23 protein-coding genes are annotated in these 24,828 nt (G+C 72.4%); 2 read left to right on the top strand and 21 right to left on the bottom strand.

All coding sequences use genetic code 11. From position 1 onward, the window contains the following. Positions 1-53: 53 nt before the first annotated feature. From carB to pyrR, 6 genes are all read right to left on the bottom strand, one after another. The gene (carB, locus tag IF73_RS0109625) at positions 54-3,362 is read right to left on the bottom strand and encodes a carbamoyl-phosphate synthase large subunit (protein ID WP_031005583.1); all 3,309 of its coding nucleotides are present in this window, start codon (positions 3,360-3,362) and stop codon (positions 54-56) included. Beyond that, positions 3,355-4,494 (bottom strand): glutamine-hydrolyzing carbamoyl-phosphate synthase small subunit, encoded by a 1,140-nt coding sequence (gene carA, locus IF73_RS0109620; RefSeq protein WP_031005581.1) that lies wholly within the window; start codon positions 4,492-4,494, stop codon positions 3,355-3,357. Before carA ends, carB begins: the two co-directional genes overlap by 8 nt. Next, positions 4,491-5,063, bottom strand: a complete 573-nt coding sequence (locus tag IF73_RS0109615; protein ID WP_031005579.1) for a hypothetical protein — start codon at positions 5,061-5,063, stop codon at positions 4,491-4,493. Before IF73_RS0109615 ends, carA begins: the two co-directional genes overlap by 4 nt. Continuing rightward, entirely contained in the window at positions 5,060-6,346 is a 1,287-nt protein-coding gene (locus IF73_RS0109610) for a dihydroorotase (protein WP_031005577.1), read from the bottom strand. Before IF73_RS0109610 ends, IF73_RS0109615 begins: the two co-directional genes overlap by 4 nt. A 2-nt stretch (positions 6,347-6,348) precedes the next feature. Next, a complete protein-coding gene (locus IF73_RS0109605) occupies positions 6,349-7,335 on the bottom strand; it encodes an aspartate carbamoyltransferase catalytic subunit (RefSeq protein ID WP_031005575.1) in 987 nt (328 codons plus the stop codon). Between the two features lie 84 nt (positions 7,336-7,419). Then, a complete protein-coding gene (gene pyrR, locus IF73_RS0109600; protein WP_031005574.1) occupies positions 7,420-7,983 on the bottom strand; it encodes a bifunctional pyr operon transcriptional regulator/uracil phosphoribosyltransferase PyrR in 564 nt (187 codons plus the stop codon). A gap of 257 nt (positions 7,984-8,240) precedes the next feature. Here pyrR and bldD point away from each other — a divergent pair, with 257 nt between their 5' ends. Next, the gene (gene bldD / locus IF73_RS0109595) at positions 8,241-8,741 is read left to right on the top strand and encodes a transcriptional regulator BldD (RefSeq protein WP_015032294.1); all 501 of its coding nucleotides are present in this window, start codon (positions 8,241-8,243) and stop codon (positions 8,739-8,741) included. Positions 8,742-8,916: 175 nt separating this feature from the next. Here the strand turns inward: bldD and nusB are convergent, their stop codons facing one another. From nusB to IF73_RS0109520, 15 genes are all read right to left on the bottom strand, one after another. After that, positions 8,917-9,354, bottom strand: coding sequence for a transcription antitermination factor NusB (gene nusB / locus IF73_RS0109590; RefSeq protein WP_031005571.1), 438 nt, complete (start codon positions 9,352-9,354; stop codon positions 8,917-8,919). Between the two features lie 2 nt (positions 9,355-9,356). Continuing rightward, positions 9,357-9,923: an elongation factor P gene (efp, locus tag IF73_RS0109585; RefSeq protein WP_031005569.1), complete on the bottom strand. Its 567-nt coding sequence runs from the start codon at positions 9,921-9,923 to the stop codon at positions 9,357-9,359. Positions 9,924-9,972: 49 nt separating this feature from the next. Next, positions 9,973-11,085: a M24 family metallopeptidase gene (locus IF73_RS0109580; protein ID WP_031005567.1), complete on the bottom strand. Its 1,113-nt coding sequence runs from the start codon at positions 11,083-11,085 to the stop codon at positions 9,973-9,975. Between the two features lie 68 nt (positions 11,086-11,153). Then, positions 11,154-12,071, bottom strand: a complete 918-nt coding sequence (locus IF73_RS0109575) for an AAA family ATPase (protein WP_031005565.1) — start codon at positions 12,069-12,071, stop codon at positions 11,154-11,156. Positions 12,072-12,226: 155 nt separating this feature from the next. Then, a complete protein-coding gene (gene aroQ, locus IF73_RS0109570; protein WP_031005563.1) occupies positions 12,227-12,679 on the bottom strand; it encodes a type II 3-dehydroquinate dehydratase in 453 nt (150 codons plus the stop codon). Further along, the gene (gene aroB / locus IF73_RS0109565) at positions 12,676-13,773 is read right to left on the bottom strand and encodes a 3-dehydroquinate synthase (protein ID WP_031005561.1); all 1,098 of its coding nucleotides are present in this window, start codon (positions 13,771-13,773) and stop codon (positions 12,676-12,678) included. Before aroB ends, aroQ begins: the two co-directional genes overlap by 4 nt. Then, positions 13,770-14,288, bottom strand: coding sequence for a shikimate kinase (locus IF73_RS0109560; protein ID WP_031005559.1), 519 nt, complete (start codon positions 14,286-14,288; stop codon positions 13,770-13,772). Before IF73_RS0109560 ends, aroB begins: the two co-directional genes overlap by 4 nt. Then, entirely contained in the window at positions 14,285-15,469 is a 1,185-nt protein-coding gene (aroC, locus tag IF73_RS0109555; protein WP_037878719.1) for a chorismate synthase, read from the bottom strand. Before aroC ends, IF73_RS0109560 begins: the two co-directional genes overlap by 4 nt. Before the next feature lie 113 nt (positions 15,470-15,582). After that, complete coding sequence (locus IF73_RS0109550; RefSeq protein WP_031005554.1) at positions 15,583-15,810, bottom strand: hypothetical protein; 228 nt, start codon at positions 15,808-15,810, stop codon at positions 15,583-15,585. Between the two features lie 45 nt (positions 15,811-15,855). Further along, on the bottom strand, positions 15,856-16,698 hold the full coding sequence (locus IF73_RS0109545; RefSeq protein WP_031005552.1) for a shikimate dehydrogenase: 843 nt from the start codon (positions 16,696-16,698) through the stop codon (positions 15,856-15,858). Next, positions 16,682-18,439: an endolytic transglycosylase MltG gene (gene mltG, locus IF73_RS0109540; protein WP_031005550.1), complete on the bottom strand. Its 1,758-nt coding sequence runs from the start codon at positions 18,437-18,439 to the stop codon at positions 16,682-16,684. The genes IF73_RS0109545 and mltG overlap by 17 nt, the downstream gene beginning before the upstream one ends. A gap of 102 nt (positions 18,440-18,541) precedes the next feature. Next, positions 18,542-19,006: a Holliday junction resolvase RuvX gene (gene ruvX, locus IF73_RS0109535; protein ID WP_031005548.1), complete on the bottom strand. Its 465-nt coding sequence runs from the start codon at positions 19,004-19,006 to the stop codon at positions 18,542-18,544. Between the two features lie 2 nt (positions 19,007-19,008). Beyond that, on the bottom strand, positions 19,009-21,678 hold the full coding sequence (gene alaS, locus IF73_RS0109530) for an alanine--tRNA ligase (RefSeq protein WP_031005546.1): 2,670 nt from the start codon (positions 21,676-21,678) through the stop codon (positions 19,009-19,011). Continuing rightward, the gene (locus IF73_RS0109525) at positions 21,678-22,037 is read right to left on the bottom strand and encodes a DUF6167 family protein (protein ID WP_031005544.1); all 360 of its coding nucleotides are present in this window, start codon (positions 22,035-22,037) and stop codon (positions 21,678-21,680) included. Before IF73_RS0109525 ends, alaS begins: the two co-directional genes overlap by 1 nt. A gap of 6 nt (positions 22,038-22,043) precedes the next feature. Next, positions 22,044-22,481, bottom strand: coding sequence for a DUF948 domain-containing protein (locus tag IF73_RS0109520; RefSeq protein WP_031005542.1), 438 nt, complete (start codon positions 22,479-22,481; stop codon positions 22,044-22,046). A gap of 168 nt (positions 22,482-22,649) precedes the next feature. Here IF73_RS0109520 and IF73_RS0109515 point away from each other — a divergent pair, with 168 nt between their 5' ends. Then, positions 22,650-24,809, top strand: a complete 2,160-nt coding sequence (locus IF73_RS0109515) for an ATP-binding protein (RefSeq protein ID WP_031005540.1) — start codon at positions 22,650-22,652, stop codon at positions 24,807-24,809. The last annotated feature ends 19 nt before the right edge of the window (positions 24,810-24,828 follow it).

The raw sequence follows: 24,828 nt of genomic DNA, 5'->3' as shown, positions 1-24,828 counted from the left end.
TGGTGTCCTCATGAAGAGGGGGACACCGTTTCCGGTGTCCCCCTCGGTGGCTGCTAGTCGCGGGCCGCGGTCAGGTGTTCGGCGTGTTCCTGGAGGGAACGGACGCCGACGTCGCCGTGGTTGAGGGCGTCGATGCCCTGCACGGCCGCGGCGAGCGCCTGGACCGTGGTGAGGCACGGGACGCCGCGGGCCACCGCCGCCGTACGGATCTCGTAGCCGTCGAGGCGGCCGCCGGTGCCGTACGGGGTGTTGACGATCAGGTCGACCTGGCCGTCGTGGATGAGCTGGACGATGGTCTTCTCGCCGTTCGGGCCCTCGCCCTCGCTGAGCTTGCGCACGACGGTGGCGTTGATGCCGTTGCGCTTGAGGACCTCGGCGGTGCCGGAGGTGGCGAGCAGCTCGAAGCCGTGGGCGACCAGCTCGCGCGCCGGGAAGATCATCGAGCGCTTGTCGCGGTTGGCGACGGAGATGAAGGCGCGGCCCTTGGTGGGCAGCGGGCCGTAGGCGCCGGCCTGCGACTTGGCGTAGGCGGTGCCGAAGACGGCGTCGATGCCCATGACCTCGCCGGTGGAGCGCATCTCCGGGCCGAGGACGGTGTCCACGCCGCGGCCGTGCACGTCGCGGAAGCGCGACCACGGCATCACGGCCTCCTTGACGGAGATCGGCGCGTCGAGCGGCAGGGTGCCGCCGTCGCCGGTCTTCGGCAGCAGGCCCTCGGCGCGCAGCTCGGCGATGGTCGCGCCCAGCGAGATGCGGGCGGCGGCCTTGGCGAGCGGCACGGCGGTGGCCTTGGAGGTGAAGGGCACGGTCCGGGAGGCGCGCGGGTTGGCCTCCAGGACGTAGAGGATGTCACCGGCCATGGCGAACTGGATGTTGATCAGTCCGCGGACGCCGACGCCCTTGGCGATGGCCTCGGTGGAGGCGCGCAGCCGCTTGATGTCGAAGCCGCCGAGGGTGATCGGGGGCAGGGCGCAGGCCGAGTCGCCGGAGTGGATGCCGGCCTCCTCGATGTGCTCCATGACGCCGCCGAGGTAGAGCTCCTCGCCGTCGTAGAGGGCGTCGACGTCGATCTCGATGGCGTCGTCGAGGAAGCGGTCGACCAGGACCGGCCGGGTGGGGCTGATCTCGGTGGACTCGGCGATGTACGCCTCCAGGCGGGCCTCGTCGTAGACGATCTCCATGCCGCGGCCGCCGAGCACGTACGAGGGGCGGACCAGGACCGGGTAGCCGATCTCGTCGGCGATCTTCTTGGCGCCGGCGAAGGTGGTGGCGGTGCCGTGCTTGGGGGCCGGCAGACCGGCCTCCTCCAGGACGCGGCCGAAGGCGCCGCGGTCCTCGGCGGCGTGGATGGCCTCCGGGGAGGTGCCGACGACCGGCACGCCGTTGTCCTTGAGGGCCTGGGAGAGGCCGAGCGGGGTCTGGCCGCCGAGCTGGACGACCACGCCGGCGATCGGGCCCGCGAGGGACTCGGCGTGGACGATCTCCAGGACGTCCTCCAGGGTGAGCGGCTCGAAGTAGAGCCGGTCGGAGGTGTCGTAGTCGGTGGAGACGGTCTCCGGGTTGCAGTTGACCATCACGGTCTCGTAGCCGGCGTCGCTCAGGGCGAAGGAGGCGTGGACGCAGGAGTAGTCGAACTCGATGCCCTGGCCGATGCGGTTCGGGCCGGAGCCGAGGATGATCACGGCGGGCTTCTCGCGCGGCGCGACCTCGGACTCCTCGTCGTAGGAGGAGTAGAAGTACGGCGTCTTCGCGGCGAACTCGGCGGCGCAGGTGTCGACCGTCTTGTAGACGGGGCGGACGCCGAGCGCGTGCCGGACCTCGCGGACGACGTCCTCGCGCAGGCCGCGGATCTCCGCGATCTGGGCGTCGGAGAAGCCGTGGCGCTTGGCCTCGGCGAGCAGCTCGGGGCCGAGCTTCTCGGCGCCGGCGAGCTCGTCGGCGAGCTCCTTGATCAGGAAGAGCTGGTCGACGAACCACGGGTCGATCTTCGTGTACTCGAAGACCTCCTCCGGGGTGGCGCCGGCGCGGATCGCCTGCATGACGGTGTTGATGCGGCCGTCGGTCGGGCGGACCGCCTCGCGGAGGAGTTCGGCCTTGTCGCCGGGCTCGCCGGTGAAGGCGAACTGCGAGCCCTTCTTCTCCAGGGAGCGCAGGGCCTTCTGGAGGGCCTCGGGGAAGTTCCGGCCGATGGCCATGGCCTCGCCGACCGACTTCATGGTGGTGGTCAGCGTGGAGTCGGCCGAGGGGAACTTCTCGAAGGCGAAGCGCGGAGCCTTGACCACGACGTAGTCGAGCGTGGGCTCGAAGGAGGCCGGGGTCTGCTCCGTGATGTCGTTCGGGATCTCGTCCAGGGTGTAGCCGACGGCGAGCCGGGCCGCGATCTTGGCGATCGGGAAGCCGGTGGCCTTGGAGGCGAGGGCCGAGGAGCGGGAGACGCGCGGGTTCATCTCGATGACGATCACGCGGCCGTCGTCGGGGTTGACCGCGAACTGGATGTTGCAGCCGCCGGTGTCGACGCCGACCTCGCGGATGATCGCGATGCCGACGTCGCGGAGGATCTGGTACTCGCGGTCGGTGAGCGTCATCGCCGGGGCGACGGTGATGGAGTCGCCGGTGTGGACGCCCATCGGGTCGAAGTTCTCGATGGAGCAGACGACCACGACGTTGTCGTGCTTGTCGCGCATGAGCTCCAGCTCGTACTCCTTCCAGCCGAGGATGGACTCCTCCAGGAGCACCTCGGTGGTCGGGGAGAGCGTGAGGCCCTGGCCGGCGATGCGGCGCAGCTCCTCCTCGTCGTGGGCGAAGCCGGAGCCGGCGCCGCCCATGGTGAAGGAGGGGCGGACGACGACGGGGTAGCCGCCGAGCGTCTCGACGCCCTGGAGGACGTCCTCCATCGAGTGGCAGATGACCGAGCGGGCGGACTCGCCGTGGCCGATCTTGGCGTTGACGGCCTCGACGACGCCCTTGAAGAGGTCGCGGTCCTCGCCCTTGTGGATGGCCTCGACGTTGGCGCCGATCAGCTCGACGCCGTACTTCTCCAGGACGCCCTGCTCGTGCATGGAGATCGCGGTGTTGAGCGCGGTCTGGCCGCCGAGGGTGGGCAGGAGGGCGTCGGGGCGCTCCTTGGCGATGATCTTCTCGACGAACTCGGGGGTGATCGGCTCGACGTAGGTGGCGTCGGCGATCTCCGGGTCGGTCATGATCGTGGCCGGGTTGGAGTTGACCAGGATGACCCGCAGGCCCTCGGCCTTGAGGACGCGGCACGCCTGGGTGCCGGAGTAGTCGAACTCGGCGGCCTGGCCGATGACGATCGGGCCGGAGCCGATGACCAGGACGGACTGGATATCGGTGCGCTTAGGCACGCTCGGCCTCCAGGAGAGAAACGAAGCGGTCGAAGAGGTACGCGGCGTCGTGCGGGCCCGCGGCCGCCTCGGGGTGGTACTGGACGGAGAAGGCCGGCTGGTCGAGCAGCTGGAGGCCCTCCACGACGTTGTCGTTCAGGCAGACGTGGGAGACCTCGGCGCGGCCGAAGGGGGTCTCGGAGACCTTGTCGAGGGGCGCGTCGACGGCGAAGCCGTGGTTGTGCGCGGTGACCTCGACCTTGCCGGTCGTCCGGTCCTGGACGGGCTGGTTGATGCCGCGGTGGCCGTACTTCAGCTTGTATGTGCCGAAGCCGAGCGCGCGGCCGAGGATCTGGTTGCCGAAGCAGATGCCGAAGAGCGGGGTCTTCCGCTCCAGGACGGCGGTCATGAGCGCGACCGGGCCGTCGGCGGTGGCCGGGTCGCCCGGGCCGTTGGAGAAGAAGACGCCGTCCGGGTCGACCGCGTAGACGTCCTCGACGCTCGCGGTGGCGGGCAGCACGTGGACCTCGATGCCGCGCTCGGCCATCCGGTGCGGGGTCATGCCCTTGATGCCCAGGTCGATGGCGGCGACGGTGAACTTCTTCTCACCGATCGCGGGGACGACGTACGGCTCCTTGGTGGCGACCTCCTCGTAGAGGCTGGCGCCCTTCATGTGCGGCTGGGCCTGCACCCGGGCGAGCAGCTCGGCCTCGGGGGCCAGGGCCTCGCCGGAGAAGACGCCGGCGCGCATGGAGCCGCGCTCGCGCAGGTGGCGGGTGAGGGCGCGGGTGTCGATGCCGGAGATGCCGACGACGCCCTGGGCGACCAGCTCGTCGTCGAGGCTGCGCTTGGCGCGCCAGTTCGACGGGATGCGGGCGGGGTCGCGGACCACGTAGCCGGAGACCCAGATGCGGCTCGACTCGTCGTCCTCGTCGTTCCAGCCGGTGTTGCCGATCTGGGGGGCGGTGGCGACGACGATCTGGCGGTCGTACGACGGGTCGGTGAGGGTCTCCTGGTAGCCGGTCATGCCGGTGGAGAACACGGCCTCGCCGAAGGTCTCCCCCACGGCCCCGTAGGCGCGGCCGCGGAAGATGCGGCCGTCCTCCAGGACGAGTACGGCGGGAGCGTGGGCTCCCCTTGTGGAGGTCGTCATCGTGCGATGCCTTCCGTCGTGTCGATCATGGAGTTGATGGTCTCGACCCAGGCGGTGTGCTCGGCGGCCCGGTCGGAGCGGAAGCCGGAGTCGAGGAGGGTGGAGCCGTGCTCCCAGGTGACGATCAGGAGCCCGCCCTCGGCGAGGACCTTGCCGGCGATGCCCTTGTCGAGACGGGCCTCGCGCAGGGCGGCGGCGGGGATCAGGAAGTCGTTCGCCCCGGGGCGGACGACCGAGATCCCGGCGTCGGTGAGCGTGAGCTCGGCGCGGCTGCGGGTGCCGAGGCCGTGCGCGACGATCCGGTCGAGCCACTGCCCGGCGGTGGTGGAGCCGTGGTAGCGCCCGTCCAGGGTCAGCTTGGCCTCGCCGGGCGCCTCCGGCACCTCGGGGAGCGCGGGCAGGTCCGACTGGAGGCTGCCGCGCCACTTCCAGCCCTGGCGCATGAGCCAGTAGACGAAGGCGACGAAGAGCAGGAGTCCGACGACCCAGCCGATCCGGCCGGCCCAGTCGGTCACCTCTGCCGACTTCTGCTCCGCGGCGAGGGCCGCGCTTGCGATGTGGTGTGTCACGCCAACTTCCCGTCCATGACCGTTGCCCGGCCCCGCAGGAAGGTGTGGGTGACGCGACCCGGCAGCTCACGGCCCTCGTAGGGGGTGTTGCGGCTGCGGGAGGCGAAGTCCGCGGGGTCCACCGTCCCACGGTAAGCCGGATCGACCAGGACCAGGTTCGCGGGCTCACCAGCCGAGACGGGCCGTCCGTGGCCGGTGGCGCGGCCGATGCGGGCCGGGGCGGAGGACATCCGGTCGGCGACGCCGGCCCAGTCGAGGAGGCCGGTCTCCACCATCGTCTGCTGGACGACGGAGAGCGCGGTCTCCAGGCCGACCATGCCCATGGCGGCGGCGGCCCACTCGCAGTCCTTGTCCTCGTGCGGGTGCGGTGCGTGGTCGGTGGCGACGATGTCGATCGTGCCGTCGGCCAGCGCCTCGCGCAGCGCGAGGACGTCCTTCTCGGTGCGCAGCGGCGGGTTGACCTTGTAGACCGGGTTGTACGTGCGGACCAGCTCGTCCGTGAGGAGGAGGTGGTGCGGGGTGACCTCGGCGGTGACGTCGATGCCGCGGGACTTGGCCCAGCGGACGATCTCGACGGAGCCGGCGGTGGAGAGGTGGCAGATGTGGACGCGGGAGCCGACGTGCTCGGCGAGGAGGACGTCGCGGGCGATGATCGACTCCTCGGCGACGGCCGGCCAGCCGCCCAGGCCGAGCTCGGCGGAGACGACGCCCTCGTTCATCTGGGCGCCCTCGGTGAGGCGGGGCTCCTGGGCGTGCTGGGCGACGACGCCGTCGAACGCCTTCACGTACTCCAGGGCGCGGCGCATGATCACGGCGTCGTCGACGCACTTGCCGTCGTCGGAGAAGACGGTGACGCCGGCCGCGGAGTCGTGCATGGCGCCGAGTTCGGCGAGCTTCTTGCCCTCCAGGCCGACGGTGACGGCGCCGATGGGCTGCACGTCGCAGTAGCCGGCCTCCTTGCCGAGCCGGTAGACCTGCTCGACGACGCCGGCGGTGTCGGCCACCGGGTGGGTGTTGGCCATGGCGAAGACGGCCGTGTAGCCGCCGGAGGCGGCGGCGCGGGTGCCGGTGAGGACGGTCTCGGAGTCCTCGCGGCCGGGCTCGCGCAGATGGGTGTGGAGGTCGACGAGGCCCGGGAGGAGGATCTGCCCGTCGGCCTCGATCACGGTCGCGCCCTCGGCGGACAGCCCGGTGCCGACCTCGGCGATGGTCTCGCCGTCGATCAGGACGTCCTGCGGCTCGCCGCCCAGCACCTTCGCACCGCGGATCAGGATCTTGCTCATCGTTACTTGCTCTCCTCGGTGCGGGTGGTGGCGGGGGCGACGGCGGGCTCGGAGCCGCCGAGCAGCAGGTAGAGGACGGCCATCCGGACGGAGACGCCGTTGGCGACCTGCTCGACGACCGTGCAGCGGTCGGAGTCGGCGACCTCGGCGGTGATCTCCATGCCGCGGACCATCGGGCCGGGGTGCATGACGATGGCGTGCTCGGGCATCTTCGCCATCCGGTCGCCGTCGAGCCCGTAGCGGCGCGAGTACTCGCGCTCGGTCGGGAAGAAGGCGGCGTTCATCCGCTCGCGCTGCACACGCAGCATCATCACCGCGTCGGACTTCGGCAGCACGCTGTCGAGGTCGTACGAGACGTCGCAGGGCCAGCTCTCGACGCCGACGGGGACGAGGGTGGGCGGGGCCACCAGGGTGACCTCGGCGCCGAGGGTGTGCAGCAGGTCGACGTTGGAGCGGGCGACCCGGCTGTGCAGGACGTCGCCGACCAGGGTGATCCGCTTGCCGGCCAGGTCCCTGCCGAGTCCGGCGTCGCGGCCGACGAGGCGGCGGCGCATGGTGAAGGCGTCCAGGAGGGCCTGGGTGGGGTGCTGGTGGGTGCCGTCGCCCGCGTTGATGACGGGGGCGTCGATCCAGCCGGAGGTGGCGAGGCGGAAGGGGGCGCCGGAGGCGCTGTGCCGGATGACGACGGCGTCGACGCCCATCGCCTCCAGGGTCTGGGCGGTGTCCTTCAGGGACTCGCCCTTGGAGACGCTGGAGCCCTTGGCCGCGAAGTTGATGACGTCGGCGGAGAGGCGCTTCTCGGCGGCCTCGAAGGAGATCCGGGTCCGGGTGGAGTCCTCGAAGAAGAGGTTGCAGATGGTCCGGCCGCGGAGGGTCGGCAGCTTCCTGATGGGCCGGTCGGCCACCCGGGCCATCTCCTCGGCGGTGTCGAGGATGAGGACGGCGTCGTCGCGGGTGAGGTCGGCGGCCGAGATGAGGTGACGCATCATCGGGGTTTCTCTCCGGGGTGGGGAGGCGTGAGGGCATGCGGGGGCACACGGAGGTGCCGTGGCCCCGCGGGACGGCCGGTCCGGCTAGGAGGCGGACTTGCCGCCGAGCAGCACGGTGTCGCGACCGTCCTCCTCGGCGAGCTGGACCTTGACGGTCTCCCGCAGCGACGTGGGGAGGTTCTTGCCGACGTAGTCGGCGCGGATCGGCAGCTCGCGGTGGCCGCGGTCGACGAGGACGGCGAGCTGGACCGCGCGGGGGCGGCCGATGTCGCCGAGGGCGTCGAGGGCGGCGCGGATGGTGCGGCCGGAGAAGAGGACGTCGTCGACGAGGACGACGAGGCGGCCGTCGACGCCGTCCGCGGGGATGTCGGTGCGGCCGATGGCGCGCGCCGGCTTCATCCGCAGGTCGTCGCGGTACATGGTGATGTCGAGGGAACCGACCGGGACCTCGGTGCCGGTGATCGATTCGAGCTTCTCGGCCAGCCGGCGGGCGAGGTAGACGCCGCGGGTGGGGATGCCGAGCAGGACCACGTCGCCGGCGCCCTTGGCGCGTTCGACGATCTCGTGGGCGATCCGGGTCAGGACCCGGGCGATGTCGGGGGCCTCGAGAACGGGCCGCGCCTCATCGGTGTGCGCTTGCGTGTCCATGAAGAAAGGACCTCCTTCTCCGCCTCACGGGACGGTCTTTAAAGGACGTCGGATGTACGGCGTCCACTTTAGCAGGGGCGCGCGTACGGGCTTTCCGGGGCTCCCCCCTCCCCCGTTCCGACCTGCGGCGGACCGTCCCCCGGGAGGGGGTGGCGGGCCCCTTTCGGCTTGACGGGAAAGAGTAACGCTGCGTAACCTCACAGTGAGTTACCAGCCGCGCGGCGCAGCCGCATGTCGTCACAGCGTCCGGGAGCGTTATGTCCAGCGAATACGCAAAGCAGCTCGGGGCCAAACTCCGCGCGATCCGCACCCAGCAGGGCCTGTCCCTCCACGGGGTGGAGGAGAAGTCCCAGGGCCGCTGGAAGGCCGTCGTGGTCGGCTCGTACGAGCGCGGCGACCGCGCCGTGACCGTGCAGCGCCTGGCCGAGCTGGCGGACTTCTACGGCGTGCCGGTGCAGGAGCTGCTGCCCGGTACGACCCCCGGCGGTGCCGCCGAGCCGCCGCCGAAGCTGGTCCTGGACCTGGAGCGCCTGGCCCACGTCCCGCAGGAGAAGGCCGGCCCGCTCCAGCGCTACGCGGCGACGATCCAGTCGCAGCGCGGCGACTACAACGGCAAGGTGCTGTCGATCCGCCAGGACGACCTGCGCACCCTGGCCGTCATCTACGACCAGTCCCCCTCGGTCCTGACCGAGCAGCTGATCAGCTGGGGCGTGCTCGACGCGGACGCGCGCCGCGCGGTCGCCCACGAGGAGAACTGAGCGCCTCCCGAGTTCCGCATTGCAGAAACGTGCCGCCGGGCCCGTGGACGTCATTCGACGCCACGGGCCCGGCGCTTTCGCGTTCCCTTTCACCCGTTCGGCGGAACGCCCGCGAAACGCGAAGGGGCCCGCGGCACGGAAGTGCCGCGGGCCCCTTCGACGAGCCGTTCGGGGACTAGGCGTCCACGTCCCGGCGCAGTCGGGGCTTCAGCTCCTTGAAGCGCCCCAGGAGGCCGTTGACGAAGGCCGGGGAGTCGTCCGTGGAGAACTCCTTGGCCAGCTGCACGGCCTCGTCGATCGCCACCGCGTCCGGGGTGCCGTCCTCCCAGATCACCTCGTAGGCGCCGAGGCGCACGATGTTCCGGTCGGCGGCGGGCATCCGGTCGAGGTCCCAGTCCACCGCGTAGGTGGCGATGAGCTCGTCGATCCGGGCCACGTACCGGGCGTACCCCTCGACCAGCTGCATCGTGAAGTCACCGACCGGCGGCTGCTGCGCGTCGGCACGGTGGAGCCGGATCTGGTCCGCGAGGACCTCCTGCACCGAAGCGCCGCGCTGGTCGGCCTCGAACAGGATCTGGAAGGCCCGCCTGCGGGCCTTGCTCCGGGCGGCCACGGTTAGCTGTTCACCCGGCCGAGGTAGCTGCTGTCACGGGTGTCGACCTTGATCTTCTCACCGGTGGTGATGAAGAGCGGGACCTGGATCTGGTGGCCGGTCTCCAGGGTGGCGGGCTTGGTGCCACCGGTGGAGCGGTCGCCCTGGACGCCCGGCTCGGTCTCGGCGATGGTGAGCTCGACGGCGGCCGGCAGCTCGACGTAGAGGACCTGGCCCTCGTTCTGCGCGACCAGGGCGGTGAAGCCCTCGATGAGGAAGTTGGCGGCGTCACCGACGACCTTGCGGTCGATGTGCAGCTGGTCGTACGTGTCCATGTCCATGAAGACGAAGTAGTCGCCGTCCATGTAGGAGAACTGCATGTCGCGCTTGTCGACGTTCGCGGTCTCCACCTTCACGCCGGCGTTGAAGGTCTTGTCGACGACCTTGCCGGACAGCACGTTCTTGAGCTTGGTGCGCACGAAGGCCGGGCCCTTGCCGGGCTTGACGTGCTGGAACTCGACGACGGACCAGAGCTGGCCGCCTTCGAGCTTGAGCACCATGCCGTTCTTGAGGTCGTTCGTGGAAGCCACGGTTGCGGAATCTCCTGGACTGACGTGGGACCGAGGAGGCGTACGCGCCCTACAGCGCGAGCAGCTCCTTGGTCGTGATGGTGAGTAGCTCGGGTCCGCCGTCCGCCTCCTGGCGCACGACGAGCGTGTCATCGATCCGGACCCCGCCCCGGCCCGGGAGGTGGACCCCCGGTTCGACGGTGACCGGCACACAAGCGTCCAGTTTACCCATGGCCGAGGGGGAGAGCTGCGGGTCCTCGTCGATTTCGAGCCCCACGCCGTGTCCGGTGAGGGGTACGGCGGTCGCGGCGTGGCCCCCGGCGTCGAGGATCTGGCGTGCCGCGCGGTCCACGTCACGGTACTCGGCGCCGGGCACGAGGGACTCCCGGCCGGCCCGCTGGGCGGCGAAGACCAGCTCGTACAGCTCGATCTGCCAGTCGGCCGGGGCGGTGCCGATGACGAAGGTCCGGCCGATCTCGCAGCGGTAGCCGCGGTAGTCGGCGCCGAGGCAGACCGACAGGAAGTCGCCCTCCTCGACCCGGCGGTCGGTGGGGCGGTGGCCGCGCCGGCCGGAGTGGGGTCCGGTGGCGACGGAGGTGGGGAAGGCGGCGCCGTCGGCGCCGTGGTCGACCAGCCGCCGCTCCAGTTCGAGGGCGAGGTGGCGCTCGGTGCGGCCGACGAGGATGGACTCCAGGAGCTCGCCGAGGGCCTGGTCGGCGATCTCGGCGGCGATGCGCAGACAGCCGATCTCGTCCTCGTCCTTGACCACCCGGAGCTGTTCGACGGCGCAGGAGAGGTCGGCGAGGCGGAGTCCGGGCGCGGCGGCGCCGAGGGTGCGGTGGCGGGCCATCGTCAGGTCGTGCTCCTCGACGGCGAGGCCGTCGGCTCCGGACCGGCGGGCGAGTTCCGCGGCGGCGACGGCCGGGTCCCCGCCGCCGAGCGGGAGCTGCTGCTGCCGGAGCTGTTCGTCCAGCCGCCCGTCGAGGGGCTCGCCCTCGACGGCGGTGGGCCGGATCAGCACGTCGGCGCCCGGCTCGGGGCCGACCAGCAGGACGGCTCCCGGCGGGGCGCCGCCGGCGAGATAGCGGACGTTGGCGGGACGGGACACCAGGGCCGCCGCGCTGCCCGCTGCGGCGACCCGGTCGCGCAGCCGGACCCGGCGGTCCGCATACACCTGTGACATGTCTCCGAGCCTACGAGCGCGGCCCCGCCCCGGCCTGTCGGCGGCGTCCGACCGTGGAACGCCGGGGGTCAGCCGCCGGGCGGCGCGGCTATCGCCCGGGCCAGGGCCTCGTCGAGGAGCCGGGCCGTGGCCTCCACGTCGAGCGCGGAGTTGTCGATGATCGGCAGCCCGGAGCCGTACCAGCCGGCCATCCGGCCGTGGATCGCGGCGACCTCCTCGTCGGAGAGGCGCCGGTTGCCGGAGCGCTGGGCGTTGCGCTCCAGGACGACCTCCAGGCCGGGGAGGAGGACCACCGGGAGCAGGCCGGGGCCGACGTGCCGCTTCCAGCCGCCGAGGCCGACGACGGGCCGGTCGGGGAAGACGGCGTCGTCGAGGATGCAGGAGATGCCGTTGGCGAGGAAGTTGCGGGCGGCGAAGCCGCAGGTGCGGCGGGCCAGCCGGTACTGCGCCTCGGAGTGCTCGTTCCAGCCCGACTGCGGGTCGGCGAAGCCGGAGCACACCCATTCCCGGACGTCGTCGAGGCTGATGTGGGCGGTGGGGACGGGCCGGCGGGTCGCCCAGTGCCGGGCGACCGTCGTCTTGCCCGCGCCGGCCGGCCCGATGAGCAGGACGGCGAGGGTCGCCGTCCCGGTGCCGGGCCCCTGCTCGTACAGCGGCATCGGAGGCGCCAGCGGCACGGCCCCGGTGACGTGCGCGGACATCCCCCCGGGCGCGGGCGGCGGTACGGCTCCGGGCGGCGGTACGGCTCCGGGGGCGGCGCCCCAGCCCGCGCCGCCGGGTCCCTGGGCGGGCGGCGGCGAGGGCGGGCCCGGCTGCACGGCGGGGTGCACGCCGAGCCGGCCGCCGGGCGCGCCGGACGGCGGCCCCGGGTAGGGCGCGGCCTGCGGGGGCGGGGGTACGGGTCCGTGTGCGCCGGCCGGGGCCGGGCCGGGCGCCCGGCCCGGCTGCTCGGGCGATGGCAGCGGTCCCCCCACTGCGTGCTGCATCCGGTGCCACTCCGTCTCGTCGGCCTGGTGCGGTGAGGGCGGCCGGAGCGGAGCCTCCGTCGGCCCGTTCCTCCGGTCGCCGGGGATGCCAAAACGTTACCGCCCCGTCCCCCCGCTAGGGGAACGGGCGGGACCCCGCCGAAAGTGCCCGGCCCTCAGACCTGCGGGTCGAGTTCCTCGGCGAGGGCGCGCAGCGCGAGCCGGTACGAGCCGATGCCGAAGCCGGCGATCGTGCCGGTGGCGACGGCGGCCACCACCGAGGTGTGCCGGAACTCCTCGCGGGTGTACGGGTTCGAGATGTGCACCTCGATCAGCGGGGCGGTGCGCTGCGCGGCCGCGTCCCGCATCCCGTACGAGTAGTGGGTGAAGGCACCCGGGTTGAGCACGACCGGCACCCGTCCGTCGGCGGCCTCGTGCAGCCAGCGGATCATCTCGCCCTCGTCGTTGGTCTCCCGGACCTCGACGGCGAAGCCGAGTTCGGCGCCGAGGGTCCGGCAGGACTCGACGAGCCCCTGGTAGGAGGTGGCGCCGTAGATGTCGGGCTCGCGCGAGCCCAGCCGGCCGAGGTTCGGGCCGTTCAGCACCAGGACGCGGCGCGGTGCGCTCATGCGGAGAGCTCCCCGTAGGCGGCGATGAGGACGGCCGGGTCGGGGCCCTCCAGGACGGACGGCTTGGCGAGCCCGTCGAGGACGATGAAGCGCAGCAGGTCGCCGCGGGACTTCTTGTCCACCTTCATCGTCTCCAGGAGCTTGGGCCACTGGTCGCCGCGGTAGGTGAGCGGCAGGCCGACGGACTCCAGGACGGAGCGGTGCCGGTCGGCGGTGGCGTCGTCGAGGCGGCCGGCGAGCCGGCCCAGCTCGGCGGCGAAGACCATGCCGACGGAGACGGCGGCGCCGTGCCGCCACTTGTACCGCTCGTTCTTCTCGATGGCGTGCGCGAGGGTGTGCCCGTAGTTGAGGATCTCGCGGCGGCCGGACTCCTTGAGGTCGCCGGAGACGACGTCGGCCTTGACCTGGATGGAGCGGACGATCAGCTCGGCGGTGTGCGGTCCGGCCGGCGTACGGGCCGCCTGCGGGTCCTCCTCGATGAGGTCGAGGATCACCGGGTCGGCGATGAAGCCGGCCTTGATGATCTCGGCGAGGCCGCTGACGAAGTCGTGCACGGGCAGCGAGTCGAGGGCGGCGAGGTCGCAGAGGACGCCGGCCGGCGGGTGGAAGGCGCCGACGAGGTTCTTGCCCTCGGCGGTGTTGATGCCGGTCTTGCCGCCGACGGCCGCGTCGACCATGCCGAGGACGGTGGTCGGCACGGCGACCCAGCGGACGCCCCGGAGCCAGGTCGCGGCGACGAAGCCGGCCAGGTCCGTGGTGGCGCCGCCGCCGACGCCGACGATGACGTCGGTGCGGGTGAAGCCGGTCTGGCCGAGCGCCTTCCAGCAGTACGCGGCGACCTCGGCGGTCTTCGCCTCCTCGGCGTTCGGCACCTGGATGGCGACGGCCTCGTACCCCTGCTCGGCGAGGTCCTCGCGGAGCGCCTCGCCGGTCTCGGCGAGCGCCTCGGGGTGGATGACCGCGACCCGCTTCGCCTTGTCGCCGATGAGGGCGGGGAGTTCGCCGAGCAGCTGCCGGCCGACCAGCACCTCGTACGGATCCGTGCCGGCGCTGCCGCCGACGTGGATGCGGGTGACTTCCTGGTCCGTGGTCATGCGTCCTTCAACTCCAGTGCGTCGAGGACCGCCGCGGCGACCTCTTCGGGGGTGCGGGTGTCGGTGGCGACCACGACACGGGCGACTTCTTCGTACAGGGGGCGGCGGGCGTCCATCAGCTCGCGCCACTGGCGCCGCGGGTTGACGGCGAGCAGCGGGCGGGCCGCGCCGAGGCCGACCCGGCGCACGGCCTCCTCGACGTCCATCGAGAGGTACGCGACGGGCCGCCCGGCCAGCAGGGCGCGGGTGCCGGCGTCGAGGATCGCGCCGCCGCCGAGCGCGAGGACGCCCTCGTGCTCGGCGAGGGCCCTGGCGACGGCGGCCTTCTCCAGGGCGCGGAAGCGCTCCTCGCCGTCCTCGACGAAGATGTCGGAGATCTCACGGCCCTCGGCGGCGACGATGTCGGCGTCGGTGTCCCGGTAGGGCGCGCCGAGCCGTTCGGCCAGGAGCGCGCCCACCGTCGACTTGCCGGAGCCCATCGGGCCGACGAGGACGACCAGGGGGCCGCCGGTCACCGGATGTGCAGGTTGTCGAGGTACGACCGCACGTTGCGCCGGGTCTCGGGCACGGAGTCGCCGCCGAACTTCTCGACGACGGCGTCGGCGAGGACGAGGGCGACCATGGCCTCGGCGACGATGCCGGCGGCCGGGACGGCGCAGACGTCGGAGCGCTGGTGGTGGGCCGCGGCGGCCTCGCCGGTGGCGACGTCGACGGTGGCGAGGGCGCGCGGCACGGTCGCGATCGGCTTCATGGCGGCGCGGACGCGCAGCAGTTCGCCGGTGGTGAGGCCGCCCTCGGTGCCGCCGGAGCGGCCGGAGGTGCGCTTGATGCCGTCCTCGGTCCTCACGATCTCGTCGTGGGCCTGGGAGCCGGGCACCCGGGCGAGGTCGAAGCCGTCGCCGACCTCGACGCCCTTGATGGCCTGGATGCCCATGAGGGCGGCGGCGAGCCGCGCGTCGAGGCGGCGGTCCCAGTGCACGTGCGAGCCGAGGCCGACGGGCACGCCGTAGGCGAGGACCTCGACGACGCCACCGAGGGTGTCGCCGTCCTTGTGGGCCTGGTCGATCTCGGCGACCATCGCCTTCGACGCGTCGGCGTCGAGGCAGCGGACCGGGTCGGCGTCGAGCTTCTCGACGTCGGCGGGGGTCGGGTAGACGCCGTACGGGGCCTTCGCGGCGGCCAGCTCGACCACGTGCGAGACGATCTCGATGCCGGCGGCCTCCTTGAGGAAGGACCGGGCGACGGCGCCGAGGGCGACGCGGGCGGCGGTCTCGCGGGCGCTGGCGCGCTCCAGGATCGGCCGGGCCTCGTCGAAGCCGTACTTCTGCATGCCGGCGAGGTCGGCGTGGCCGGGACGGGGCCGGGTGAGCGGCGCGTTGCGGCCGGTCTCCTTCAGCTCCGAGGGGTCGACCGGGTCGGCCGACATGACCTTCTCCCACTTGGGCCACTCGGTGTTGCCGACCATCACCGCGATCGGCGACCCGAGGGAGAGTCCGTGCCGGACGCCGCCGAGGAAGGTGACCTCGTCCTGCTCGAACTTCATCCGGGCGCCGCGCCCATAGCCGAGGCGCCGCCGCGCGAGGTGGTCCGCCACCAGCTCAGTGGTGACCGGGACGCCGGCGGGAAGACCCTCCAGCGTCGCGACCAGCGCGGGTCCGTGGGATTCCCCAGCGGTCAGCCAACGCAACCTGCTCAACGATGCTCCTCATGCTCGCCTGGGCACTGCGACGACAGGCCCGGACGCGCGGCCCGGACCCGCCACCCCCCGATCCTCCCACGTCCGGGCCCTGGCCTCGGCCTCCGGTCCAGCTATCGGACGCGCGCCTCGTCCTCGTGGACGTCGGCGGGGGCCTCGGGCTGGTCGGCGGACCGTTTCCGCAGCCAGCTGACGAAGCCGTACACCACGGTCAGTCCGAAGAGCCCGAGCACCGTGTACCGCGCCCACGCCGGCAGCGAGCTGAGGAATCCCACGTACAGAAAGCGCAACGCGTCGAAGGCGAGATCCGCCTTCGACGCGAGCGTGATGTCCCCGTCCATCCCCGTTCCCCCTGGGTCATGGCGTCCCGGGGCGGCCGCGCGGGGTCAGCGCGCGGCGAGCGCGGCCTCGCCGGCGGCGCGCATGGCGGCCAGCGGGGCTTTCGGGACGCCCGTCATCTGTTCGACCTGGAGGACCGCCTGGTGGACCAGGAGGTCCAGGCCGCCGACGATCTTACCGGCGCGTGCGGACCAGGCGGCGGCGAGCCGGGTGGGCCAGGGGTCGTAGAGGACGTCGAAGAGGGTGCCGGGGTGGTCCGGGACCGCCGCGGCGAGGGGGTCGGTGGTGCCGGCCGGGGTCGTCGCGATCACCAGCGGGGCCGCGAAGGCGTCCGCCGCGTCGTCCCAGGCCGCGGTGCGGACGTCCACGCCGAGCCGGTCGCCCCAGCCGAGCATCTCCTCCGCCCGGGCCTCGCTGCGGACGTACGCCGTGACCGGGCCCGCGCAGACGCGGGACAGCGCGGCGAGCGCGGAGGAGGCGGTGGCGCCCGCGCCGAGGATCGCCGCGGACTCGACCTTCTCGACGCCCCGCTCGCGCAGGGCGGCGATCATGCCGGGGATGTCGGTGTTGTCGCCGACCCGGCGGCCGTCCTCGCGGAAGACCACCGTGTTCACCGCCTCCACGGCGGCCGCCGTCCCGCTGATCTCGTCGAGCAGCGGGATGATCGCCCGCTTGAGCGGCATGGTCAGCGAGAGGCCGGCCCACGCGTCGTCCATCTCCGCGACGAAGCCCGGCAGCGCCGCCTCGTCGACCTCGAAGCGCTCGTAGGACCAGTCGTCCAGACCGAGCTCCGCGTACGCGGCCCGGTGCAGGACCGGGGAGAGCGAGTGGGCGATCGGCGAACCGAGGACGGCGGCGCGGCGGCCCGCCCCGCTAGTCCGTGTTGGCATTGAACTTGTCCTTCAGCGTCTTGAACTCGGCGTAGGTCTTGGCGAACTCGGTCTTGTTCATGCCGTCGGTCGCCACGAAGTACATCCAGCCGTCCTTCGTCGGATCGAGCATGGCGGCCAGGGCTTCGACGCCGGGGTTGCTGATCGGACCGGGCGGGAGGCCGACCTGGGTGTACGTGTTGTACGGGTCCTGGTTGGTGTTCGCCTCCTGCTCCGAGATCTTGATCTCGGACTGGCCCTTCAGGTAGTTCAGGGCCGAGTCGAACTGGAGCTTCCGGTTCGTCTCCGTGTTGTCCGGCTGGAGGCGGTTGTAGATGACCTCCGCCATCTTGCGGAAGTCGTCGTGCGTCTTGCCCTCCGCCTGCACGAGGCTCGCGACGGTGAGGAGCTGCCAGGCGTTCTCGACGCCGTGCTTCTTCGCCTGCCCCTCCAGGTCCAGCTTCGTGTACTCGGCGTTCGCCCGGCTGACCATCTTCTTGAGGGCGTCCTCGGGCTTGCCGCCCTTGGCGACCGGGTAGCTCGCCGGGAAGAGGAAGCCCTCCAGCGGGTCCTTGAGCTTGTCGTGGTTCTTCGCCCAGTCCGGCAGGCCCAGGGAGTCCGCCTTCTCGAAGGCGATCTCCTTCGTCGTGCCGGGCTTGAGGTTCAGACGGGTGTCGAGCTGTTCGTAGACCCAGGCGTTGCGCTTGCCCTCGGGGATGATCAGGTTGGCCTGGCTCGCCGGGTCCAGCATCAGCGCGACGGCGCTCTCCGCCGACATCTCCTTCTTGAGCGTGTAGGCGCCGGCCTGGATCGAGTTGCCCTTGGCGTTCTTCTGCTGCGCCGCCACGAAGGCGTCGACGCTCTTCACGACGCCGGCCTGCTTGAGGATGTTGCCGATCTCGTTGCCGAAGGCGCCCTTGGGGATCTCGACCTGGACCTCGCCGGTGCCGGTGCCCGCGTAGTCGGGGGCCTCGCCGAACTGGCCCTGCCAGAACTGGTAGCCGAAGTAGCCGATGCCGCCGACGCCGCCGACGAGGACCGCGGCCACCACGAGGCAGGCGACGCCGTTCTTGCCCTTGCGCTTCTTCTCCTTGCCGCGCCGCTCGCGGTCGCGGTCGTCGCCGCGGCCGCCCCGGCCCCGGCGCGAGGACGGTGCGTCGTCCTCGTAGCCGTCCTCGTCGTCGTCACCGGTGAAGAAGGGGTGCGACTCCTCCGGCTCGTGCGGGACGGGGGCGGGCTCGGGCTCCGGCTCGGGCTCCCAGTCGACGACCGGCTGCGGCGGGTGCTGCCGGCGGCCGGGCGGCTGGGGCGGCGGATACGCCTCGGGCGTGCCGTAGAGGTCGGGCTGCTGGCCGCCGTAGGGGTCGGCGGGCGGCGCGTTGTAGGCCATGGCGGCCTGGCCGGTCTCCCAGTTGCCGTCGTACGTCTGTCCGTGCTGCCCGGGCGTGTCGTACCCCTGGTTCCAGCCGGTCTGACCGTACGACTGCGCCGCCGCCTGACCCTGGTCCCCGTACACCTGTGCGTGCGGGTCGGCGTACCCCTGCTGCGGGTACTGCTGCTGGTAGGCGGCCTGCTGCTGGTACGGGTCGGTCCCGTAGCCCTGCTGGGCGTACGGGTCCTGGTACCCCTGGCCACCCTGCGCGTACGGCGTGGCCTGCTGCGGCTGCTGGTACTGCTGCTGACCTTCCCACCCCTGGTCCCCGTAGAGCGGGTCCGTGGGGTGCCACGGTTCGGAGCCCTGGCCCCGGCCATACTCAGTCATCGATCCCCAAACAGCCGCGAGGCTTCCGGACGATCCGCCTCTACGTAGTGCGGCAAGCTGTTCGAACACCGCCGCATCGCGCGGAACGTTACCGTATCGCGATCAGATGACCACTTCGACGCCCTCACCGGGCGGATTACCTGATACCCGTTCGGACTCAAGAGCGTTCTGAAGGATGATCACAGCGGCGGCCTGATCGATGACGGACCGCCCCTTCTTGGACTTCACCCCGGAGGCCCGCAGCCCCTGGGTCGCGGTCACCGTGGTCATCCGCTCGTCGACCAGCCGGACCGGCACCGGGGCGACGCCCTTCGCCATCTCCCGGGCGAAGGCGCGGACCTTGGCCGCGGCCGGGCCCTCCCGCCCGCTGAGCGAGCGGGGCAGGCCCACGACGACCTCGATCGGCTCGTACTCCTCGACGATCTGGCGGAGCCGCCGGTGGGCCGCCGGGACGTCACGTCCCGGCACGGTCTCCACCGGCGTGGCGAGGACCCCGTCGGGGTCGCACGAGGCGACCCCGATCCGGGCGTCCCCGACGTCGACCGCGATACGGCGGCCGCGGCGCATCGTCACGCCGTCTCCACCACGAGGCGCTCGACGGCGGCGATGGCCTCGCCGACGGCCTCCGGGTTCTGGCCGCCGCCCTGGGCGACGTCCGGCTTGCCGCCGCCACCGCCGCCGAGGGTCTTGGCGGCGGTGCGGACCAGCTCGCCGGCCTTGAGGCCGCGCTCGCGGGCGGCCTCGTTGGTGGCGATGACCGTCAGCGGCTTGCCGTTGGCCGTGGTGAACAGGGCGACGACGGCCGGGCGGTCGGAGGGGATCCGGCCGCGCACGTCGAGGACCAGCCTGCGCAGGTCGTCGGCGCCGGTGCCGTCCGGGACCTGGCCGGTGACCAGGGCCAGACCGCGGATGTCCTTGGCGGAGTCGACCAGCCCGGCGGCGGCCTGGAGGACCTTCTCCGCGCGGAACTTCTCGATCTCCTTCTCGGCGTCCTTCAGCTTGCCGAGCATGGAGGAGATCTTCTCCGGCAGCTCCTCCGGACGGCCCTTGACCAGCTCCTGGAGCTGGGCGACGACCGTGTGCTCCTTGGCGAGGAAGTTGTACGCGTCGACGCCGACCAGGGCCTCGATGCGGCGCACGCCGGAGCCGATGGAGGACTCGCCGAGCAGCTTCACCAGACCCAGCTGGGCGGTGTTGTGGACGTGGGTGCCGCCGCACAGCTCCTTGGAGAAGTCGCCGATGGTGACGACGCGGACCTGCTCGCCGTACTTCTCGCCGAACTCGGCGATGGCGCCCTGGCGCTTGGCCTCGTCGATCGGCATGACCTCGGCGTGCACCTCCAGCTCGCGCGCGAGGACCTCGTTGATCTTCTGCTCGACGTCCGTCAGGACCGTGCCGGGGACGGCGTTCGGCGAACCGAAGTCGAAGCGGAAGCGGCCGGGCTGGTTCTCGGAACCGGCCTGGGCGGCCGTCGGGCCGAGGGCGTCGCGCAGCGCCTGGTGGGTCAGGTGGGTGGCCGAGTGGGCACGGGCGATGGCCCGGCGGCGGCGGACGTCGATGGTGGCGTAGGCGGTGGAGCCCACGGTCACCTCGCCGACCTGCACCGAGCCCTTGTGCACCGAGACACCCGGGACGGGCTGCTGCACGTCGCGGACCTCGATGACGGCACCGGAGTGCAGCCGGATCCGGCCCTGGTCGGCGATCTGGCCGCCGCCCTCGGCGTAGAAGGGGGTGCGGTCGAGGACGACCTCGATCTCGTCGCCCTCGGAGGCGGCCGGCGACGGGACGCCGTTCACCAGCAGGCCGACGACCGTGGACTCGCCCTCGGTGTTGGTGTAGCCGGTGAACTGGGTGGCCCCGGAGGTGTCGGCGATCTCGCGGTAGGCGGAGACGTCGGCGTGGCCGGTCTTCTTGGCCTTGGCGTCGGCCTTGGCGCGGTCCCGCTGCTCCTGCATCAGGCGGCGGAAGCCGGCCTCGTCCACGGAGAGGCCCTGCTCGGCGGCCATCTCCAGGGTGAGGTCGATCGGGAAGCCCCAGGTGTCGTGGAGCAGGAACGCCTTCTCGCCGGCGAGGACCGTGCCGCCGGCGGCCTTGGTCTCGGTGACGGCGGTGTCGAGGATGTTGGTGCCGCCCTTGAGGGCCTTCAGGAACGCGGCCTCCTCGGCGAGGGCGACCGTCTCGATCCGCTTGCGGTCGGTCTCCAGCTCCGGGTACTGCTCGCCCATGGTCCTGATGACCGTGTCGACGAGCGCGCCGACGACCGGGCCGGTGGCGCCGAGCAGGCGCATGTTGCGGACGGCGCGGCGCATGATGCGGCGCAGCACGTAGCCGCGGCCCTCGTTGCCCGGGGTGACGCCGTCGCCGATGAGCATGACGGAGGTGCGCATGTGGTCGGCGACCACGCGCAGCGAGACGTCGCTGTCGTGGGCCTTGCCGTAGGCGACGCCGGTGAGCTCGGTGGCCTTGTCGATGACGACCTTGAGGGTGTCCGTCTCGTACATGTTCTGGACGCCCTGGAGGATCATCGCCAGGCGCTCCAGGCCGAGGCCCGTGTCGATGTTCTTCGACGGCAGCTCGCCGAGGATCGGGAAGTCCTCCTTGCCGGAGCCCTCGCCGCGCTCGTACTGCATGAAGACCAGGTTCCAGATCTCCACGTACCGCTCGTCGTTGACGGCCGGGCCGCCCTCGACGCCGAACTCGGGGCCGCGGTCGTAGTTGATCTCGGAGCACGGGCCGCACGGGCCGGGGACGCCCATCGACCAGTAGTTGTCCTTCTTGCCGAGGCGCTGGATGCGCTCGGCCGGGACGCCGACGACGTCGCGCCAGATGCGCTCGGCCTCGTCGTCCTCCAGGTAGACGGTGATCCAGAGCTTCTCCGGCTCGAGCCCGTAGCCACCGTGCTCGACCGGGGTGGTCAGCAGCTCCCAGGCGAGCTTGATGGCGCCTTCCTTGAAGTAGTCGCCGAAGGAGAAGTTGCCGCACATCTGGAAGAACGTGCCGTGGCGGGTGGTCTTGCCGACCTCTTCGATGTCCGGGGTGCGGACGCACTTCTGCACGCTGGAGGCGCGCGTGAAGGGCGGCTTGACCTCACCCAGGAAGTAGGGCTTGAAGGGCACCATGCCGGCGGGGACGAGCAGCAGAGTCGGGTCGTCCGCGATGAGCGACGCCGAAGGGACGACGGTGTGCCCGCGCTCCTCGAAGAAGCTCAGCCAGCGGCGGCGGATTTCAGCCGACTCCATCAGTGGTCCTCATTCCGGTTGTACGAGATCGTGCGCGAGGGACGCGACGAGAACGTGGTCGTGGTCTTGTGCGGGGTGGGGCCGAGGGCGGCCCGGCGGCGGGGCTCCGGGAGCTCCCGGTCCGCGGGAGGCGCTGCGTCGAGGCCGAGTGCCTCGCCCAGCTCCGCCTCGCGCTGGACCATGCCCGCCCTCACGTCGAGGGCGAAGTCCTTGAGCCGGTGGCCCGCCTCGATCGCCTTGTTCGCGGCCTGGGCCGCGAGGGACTCGGGGGTCAGCTGCTGGATCTTGCGGTTGACCTTGGTGGTGGCCCAGACGCCGGCGGCTGCGCCGGCCGTGAACCAGAACGTGCGGCGGAACATCGCGGCTCAGCCCTTCTGCTTCCGGCGCCGTGCGCGGGGCACGGTACGGCCGACGATCACAGTACGGCGCCCGGTGGCGGGCGGCACCTCCTCGCGGTCCCGGCCGCGGCCGAGCGCCCTGCGGACCCCGTACCCGAACGCGGCGACCTTGACGAGCGGGCCGCCGAAGGTGGAGGCGACGGTCGTCGAGAGCGCGGAGGCGTTGGCGGTGACCTCCTGGACGTCCGAGGCGATGGCGTCGACCCGGTCGAGCTGGGTCTGGGCCGAGCGGACGGTCGCCGACGCGTCGGCGAGCAGGGGAACGGCCTGTTCGGTCACGTCCGCCACGAGTCTGGTGGTCGCCCGGAGCGTCTGCGCCAGCCTCGCCAGCACCACGGCGAGGAAGGAGACGAGGATCGCCCAGAACACGGCCACCAGGATCCCGGCAACCTCTCCACCGGTCACTGCGCACCGCTCTCTGCTGTCGTCATCGGTCGTTCGGGTCATGCGAAAAGTCGTCCCCCGACCCTATCGCGCCCGGGCTGTCACGCCGTACCGCATTACCGCCCGTGGGGCGGGAGTTACGCGATCAGATTGTACGGAGCGCGTGCGGATGAGTACGCTCCGTGTCCCATGCGACGCAGCAATCTCCCGGCGGAGCTCAACCGGTTCGTGGGCCGGGCCGCCGAGCAGGCCGAACTGGCAGCGCTCCTGGCCGAATCACGTCTCGTCACGGTCCTCGGCGTGGGCGGGGTGGGGAAGACCCGGCTGGCCCTGAGGGCCGCCGCGGCGGTGCAGAAACGCTCCGGCGAGGAGGTACGGCTGGCGGAGCTGGCCCCGCTGCGCGACCCCGAGCTGGCCGAGCACGCCGTCGTGGAGGCGCTCGGCCTGACCGACCACACCCGCCGTGGACCGCGCGAGGTCCTGCTCGACCATCTCGCCGAGCGCCGGCTGCTGCTCGTCCTCGACGGCTTCGAGCACCTGGTGGACGTCTGCGCCCCGCTCGTCCACGAGCTGCTCACGGCGGCCCCGGGGCTGACCGTGCTGGCCACCGGCCGCCGCCCGCTGAGGATCCCGGGCGAGACGGTGCTGACGCTGGCGCCGATGGACGAGCCGGACGCCCTGTCGCTGCTCGCCGAGCGGGCCGCCCGGGCCGGCGCGCCCGCTCTCGCGGACGACGCGGCGGTACGGGAGCTGTGCCGGCGACTCGACGGGATCCCGCTCGCGCTCGAACTGGCCGCGGGACGGCTGCCGCTGCTCTCCGTGGAGCAGCTGCTGGCCCGGCTCGACGACCGCTTCCGGCTGCTCGGCGACGGCGGGCGCGGGACCCTCCCCCGCCATCAGACGCTGCGCACCGCCATCGGCTGGAGCCACGAGCTGTGCACGCCGGAGGAGCGGCTGCTCTGGGCGCGGCTCTCGGTCTTCGCCGGTCCGTTCGACCTGGAGGCCGTGGAGTACGTGTGCGGGGGCACCGGTCTGCCGCAGGACGGGATCCTCGACCTGCTGGGCGGGCTGCTCGCGCAGTCGCTGGTGACCCGGGAGGACACGGCGGCGGGCCCGGGCTACCGGATGCTGGACACGGTGGCGGCGTACGGGGCGGAGTGGCTGGCGGCGCTCGGGGACACCGAGCGGATGCGGCGGCGGCACCGCGACTGGTACATGGGCCTGGCGACCTGGTGCGAGCTGGAGTGGTTCAGCCCCCGGCAGGCGGAGGTGGCGGCCCGGACGGCGGCGGCGCTGCCGAACCTGCGGGCGGCGCTCGACGTGTGCCTGGAGGTGCCGGACGACGCGCACCTGGCGCAGCACCTGGCGGGGACGCTCTGGTTCGCGTGGGTGGGGTGCGGGCGGCTGTCGGAGGGGCGGCACTGGCTGGACCGGGCGCTGGCGCTCGACTCCGGGCACGAGGAGGCCCGGCTGAAGGCGCTGTGGGTGCTCGGCTACGTGGCGGTCCTCCAGGGCGACCCGACGGCGGCGGTGGCCGCGCTGCACTCCTGCCGGGAGCGGGCCCGGGCCTCCCGGAACCGGCTGGCGGAGGCGTACGCGACGCACCGGCTGGGCTGTCTGGCGCTGCTCTCCGACGACTTCCCGCGCGCCGAGGAGCTGCTGGGCCGGGCGCTGGACGCGTACGGCGAGCTGGGCGAGCTGAACAGCAACGTGCTGATGGGCCAGGTGGAGCTGGCGATGGCGCGGGCCTTCCGGGGCGACCTGGAGGGGGCGACGGCGATCTGCCGGGAGGTGCGGGAGGTCTGCGAGGAGCGCGGGGAGCGCTGGACGCGGGCGTACGCGCTCTATGTGCTGGCGTACTCGGCGTGGACGCGGGACGCCCTGCCGGAGGCGCGGGAGCTGCTGGTGGAGTGCGTGACGATCAACCACCTCTTCCGCGACCTGGTGGGGGTGGTGCTGGCGGTGGAGCTGCTGGCGCTGGTGACGGTGAGCGAGGGGGATCCGGTGGAGGCGGCGGTGCTCCAGGGCGCGGCGCTGCCGGTGTGGGACGCGGTGGGGATCCAGCTCTTCGGGTCGGGCTCCTTCGACGGGCCGCGGGCGCTGTGCGCGGGGCGGGCGGTGGAGGAGCTGGGCGCCGAGCGGTACGAGGAGGCGTTCCGGCTGGGGCAGGGGCTGTCGCTGGACGAGACGGTGGAGCGGGCGGTGGCCGAGCGGCCGGGCGCGGTCCCGGGCGGGCGGTCCGGCGTGGCGGCGCCGCGGCCGTTCCGTACCGCGCGTCCGCCGGTGGTGCCGGGAACGCGGAAGCCCGCCGGCTCCCCCACCGGAAAGGGCGGGGAAGCGGCGGGCTGAACACCGCGGGGGTGAGTCC

Origin of the sequence: Streptomyces sp. NRRL F-5727 (assembly GCF_000719555.1) — a bacterium.
Lineage (GTDB): Bacteria > Actinomycetota > Actinomycetes > Streptomycetales > Streptomycetaceae > Streptomyces.
The sequence above is the reverse complement of the archived record's forward strand: the minus strand, read 5'-3'. Positions and strand labels throughout refer to the sequence as shown.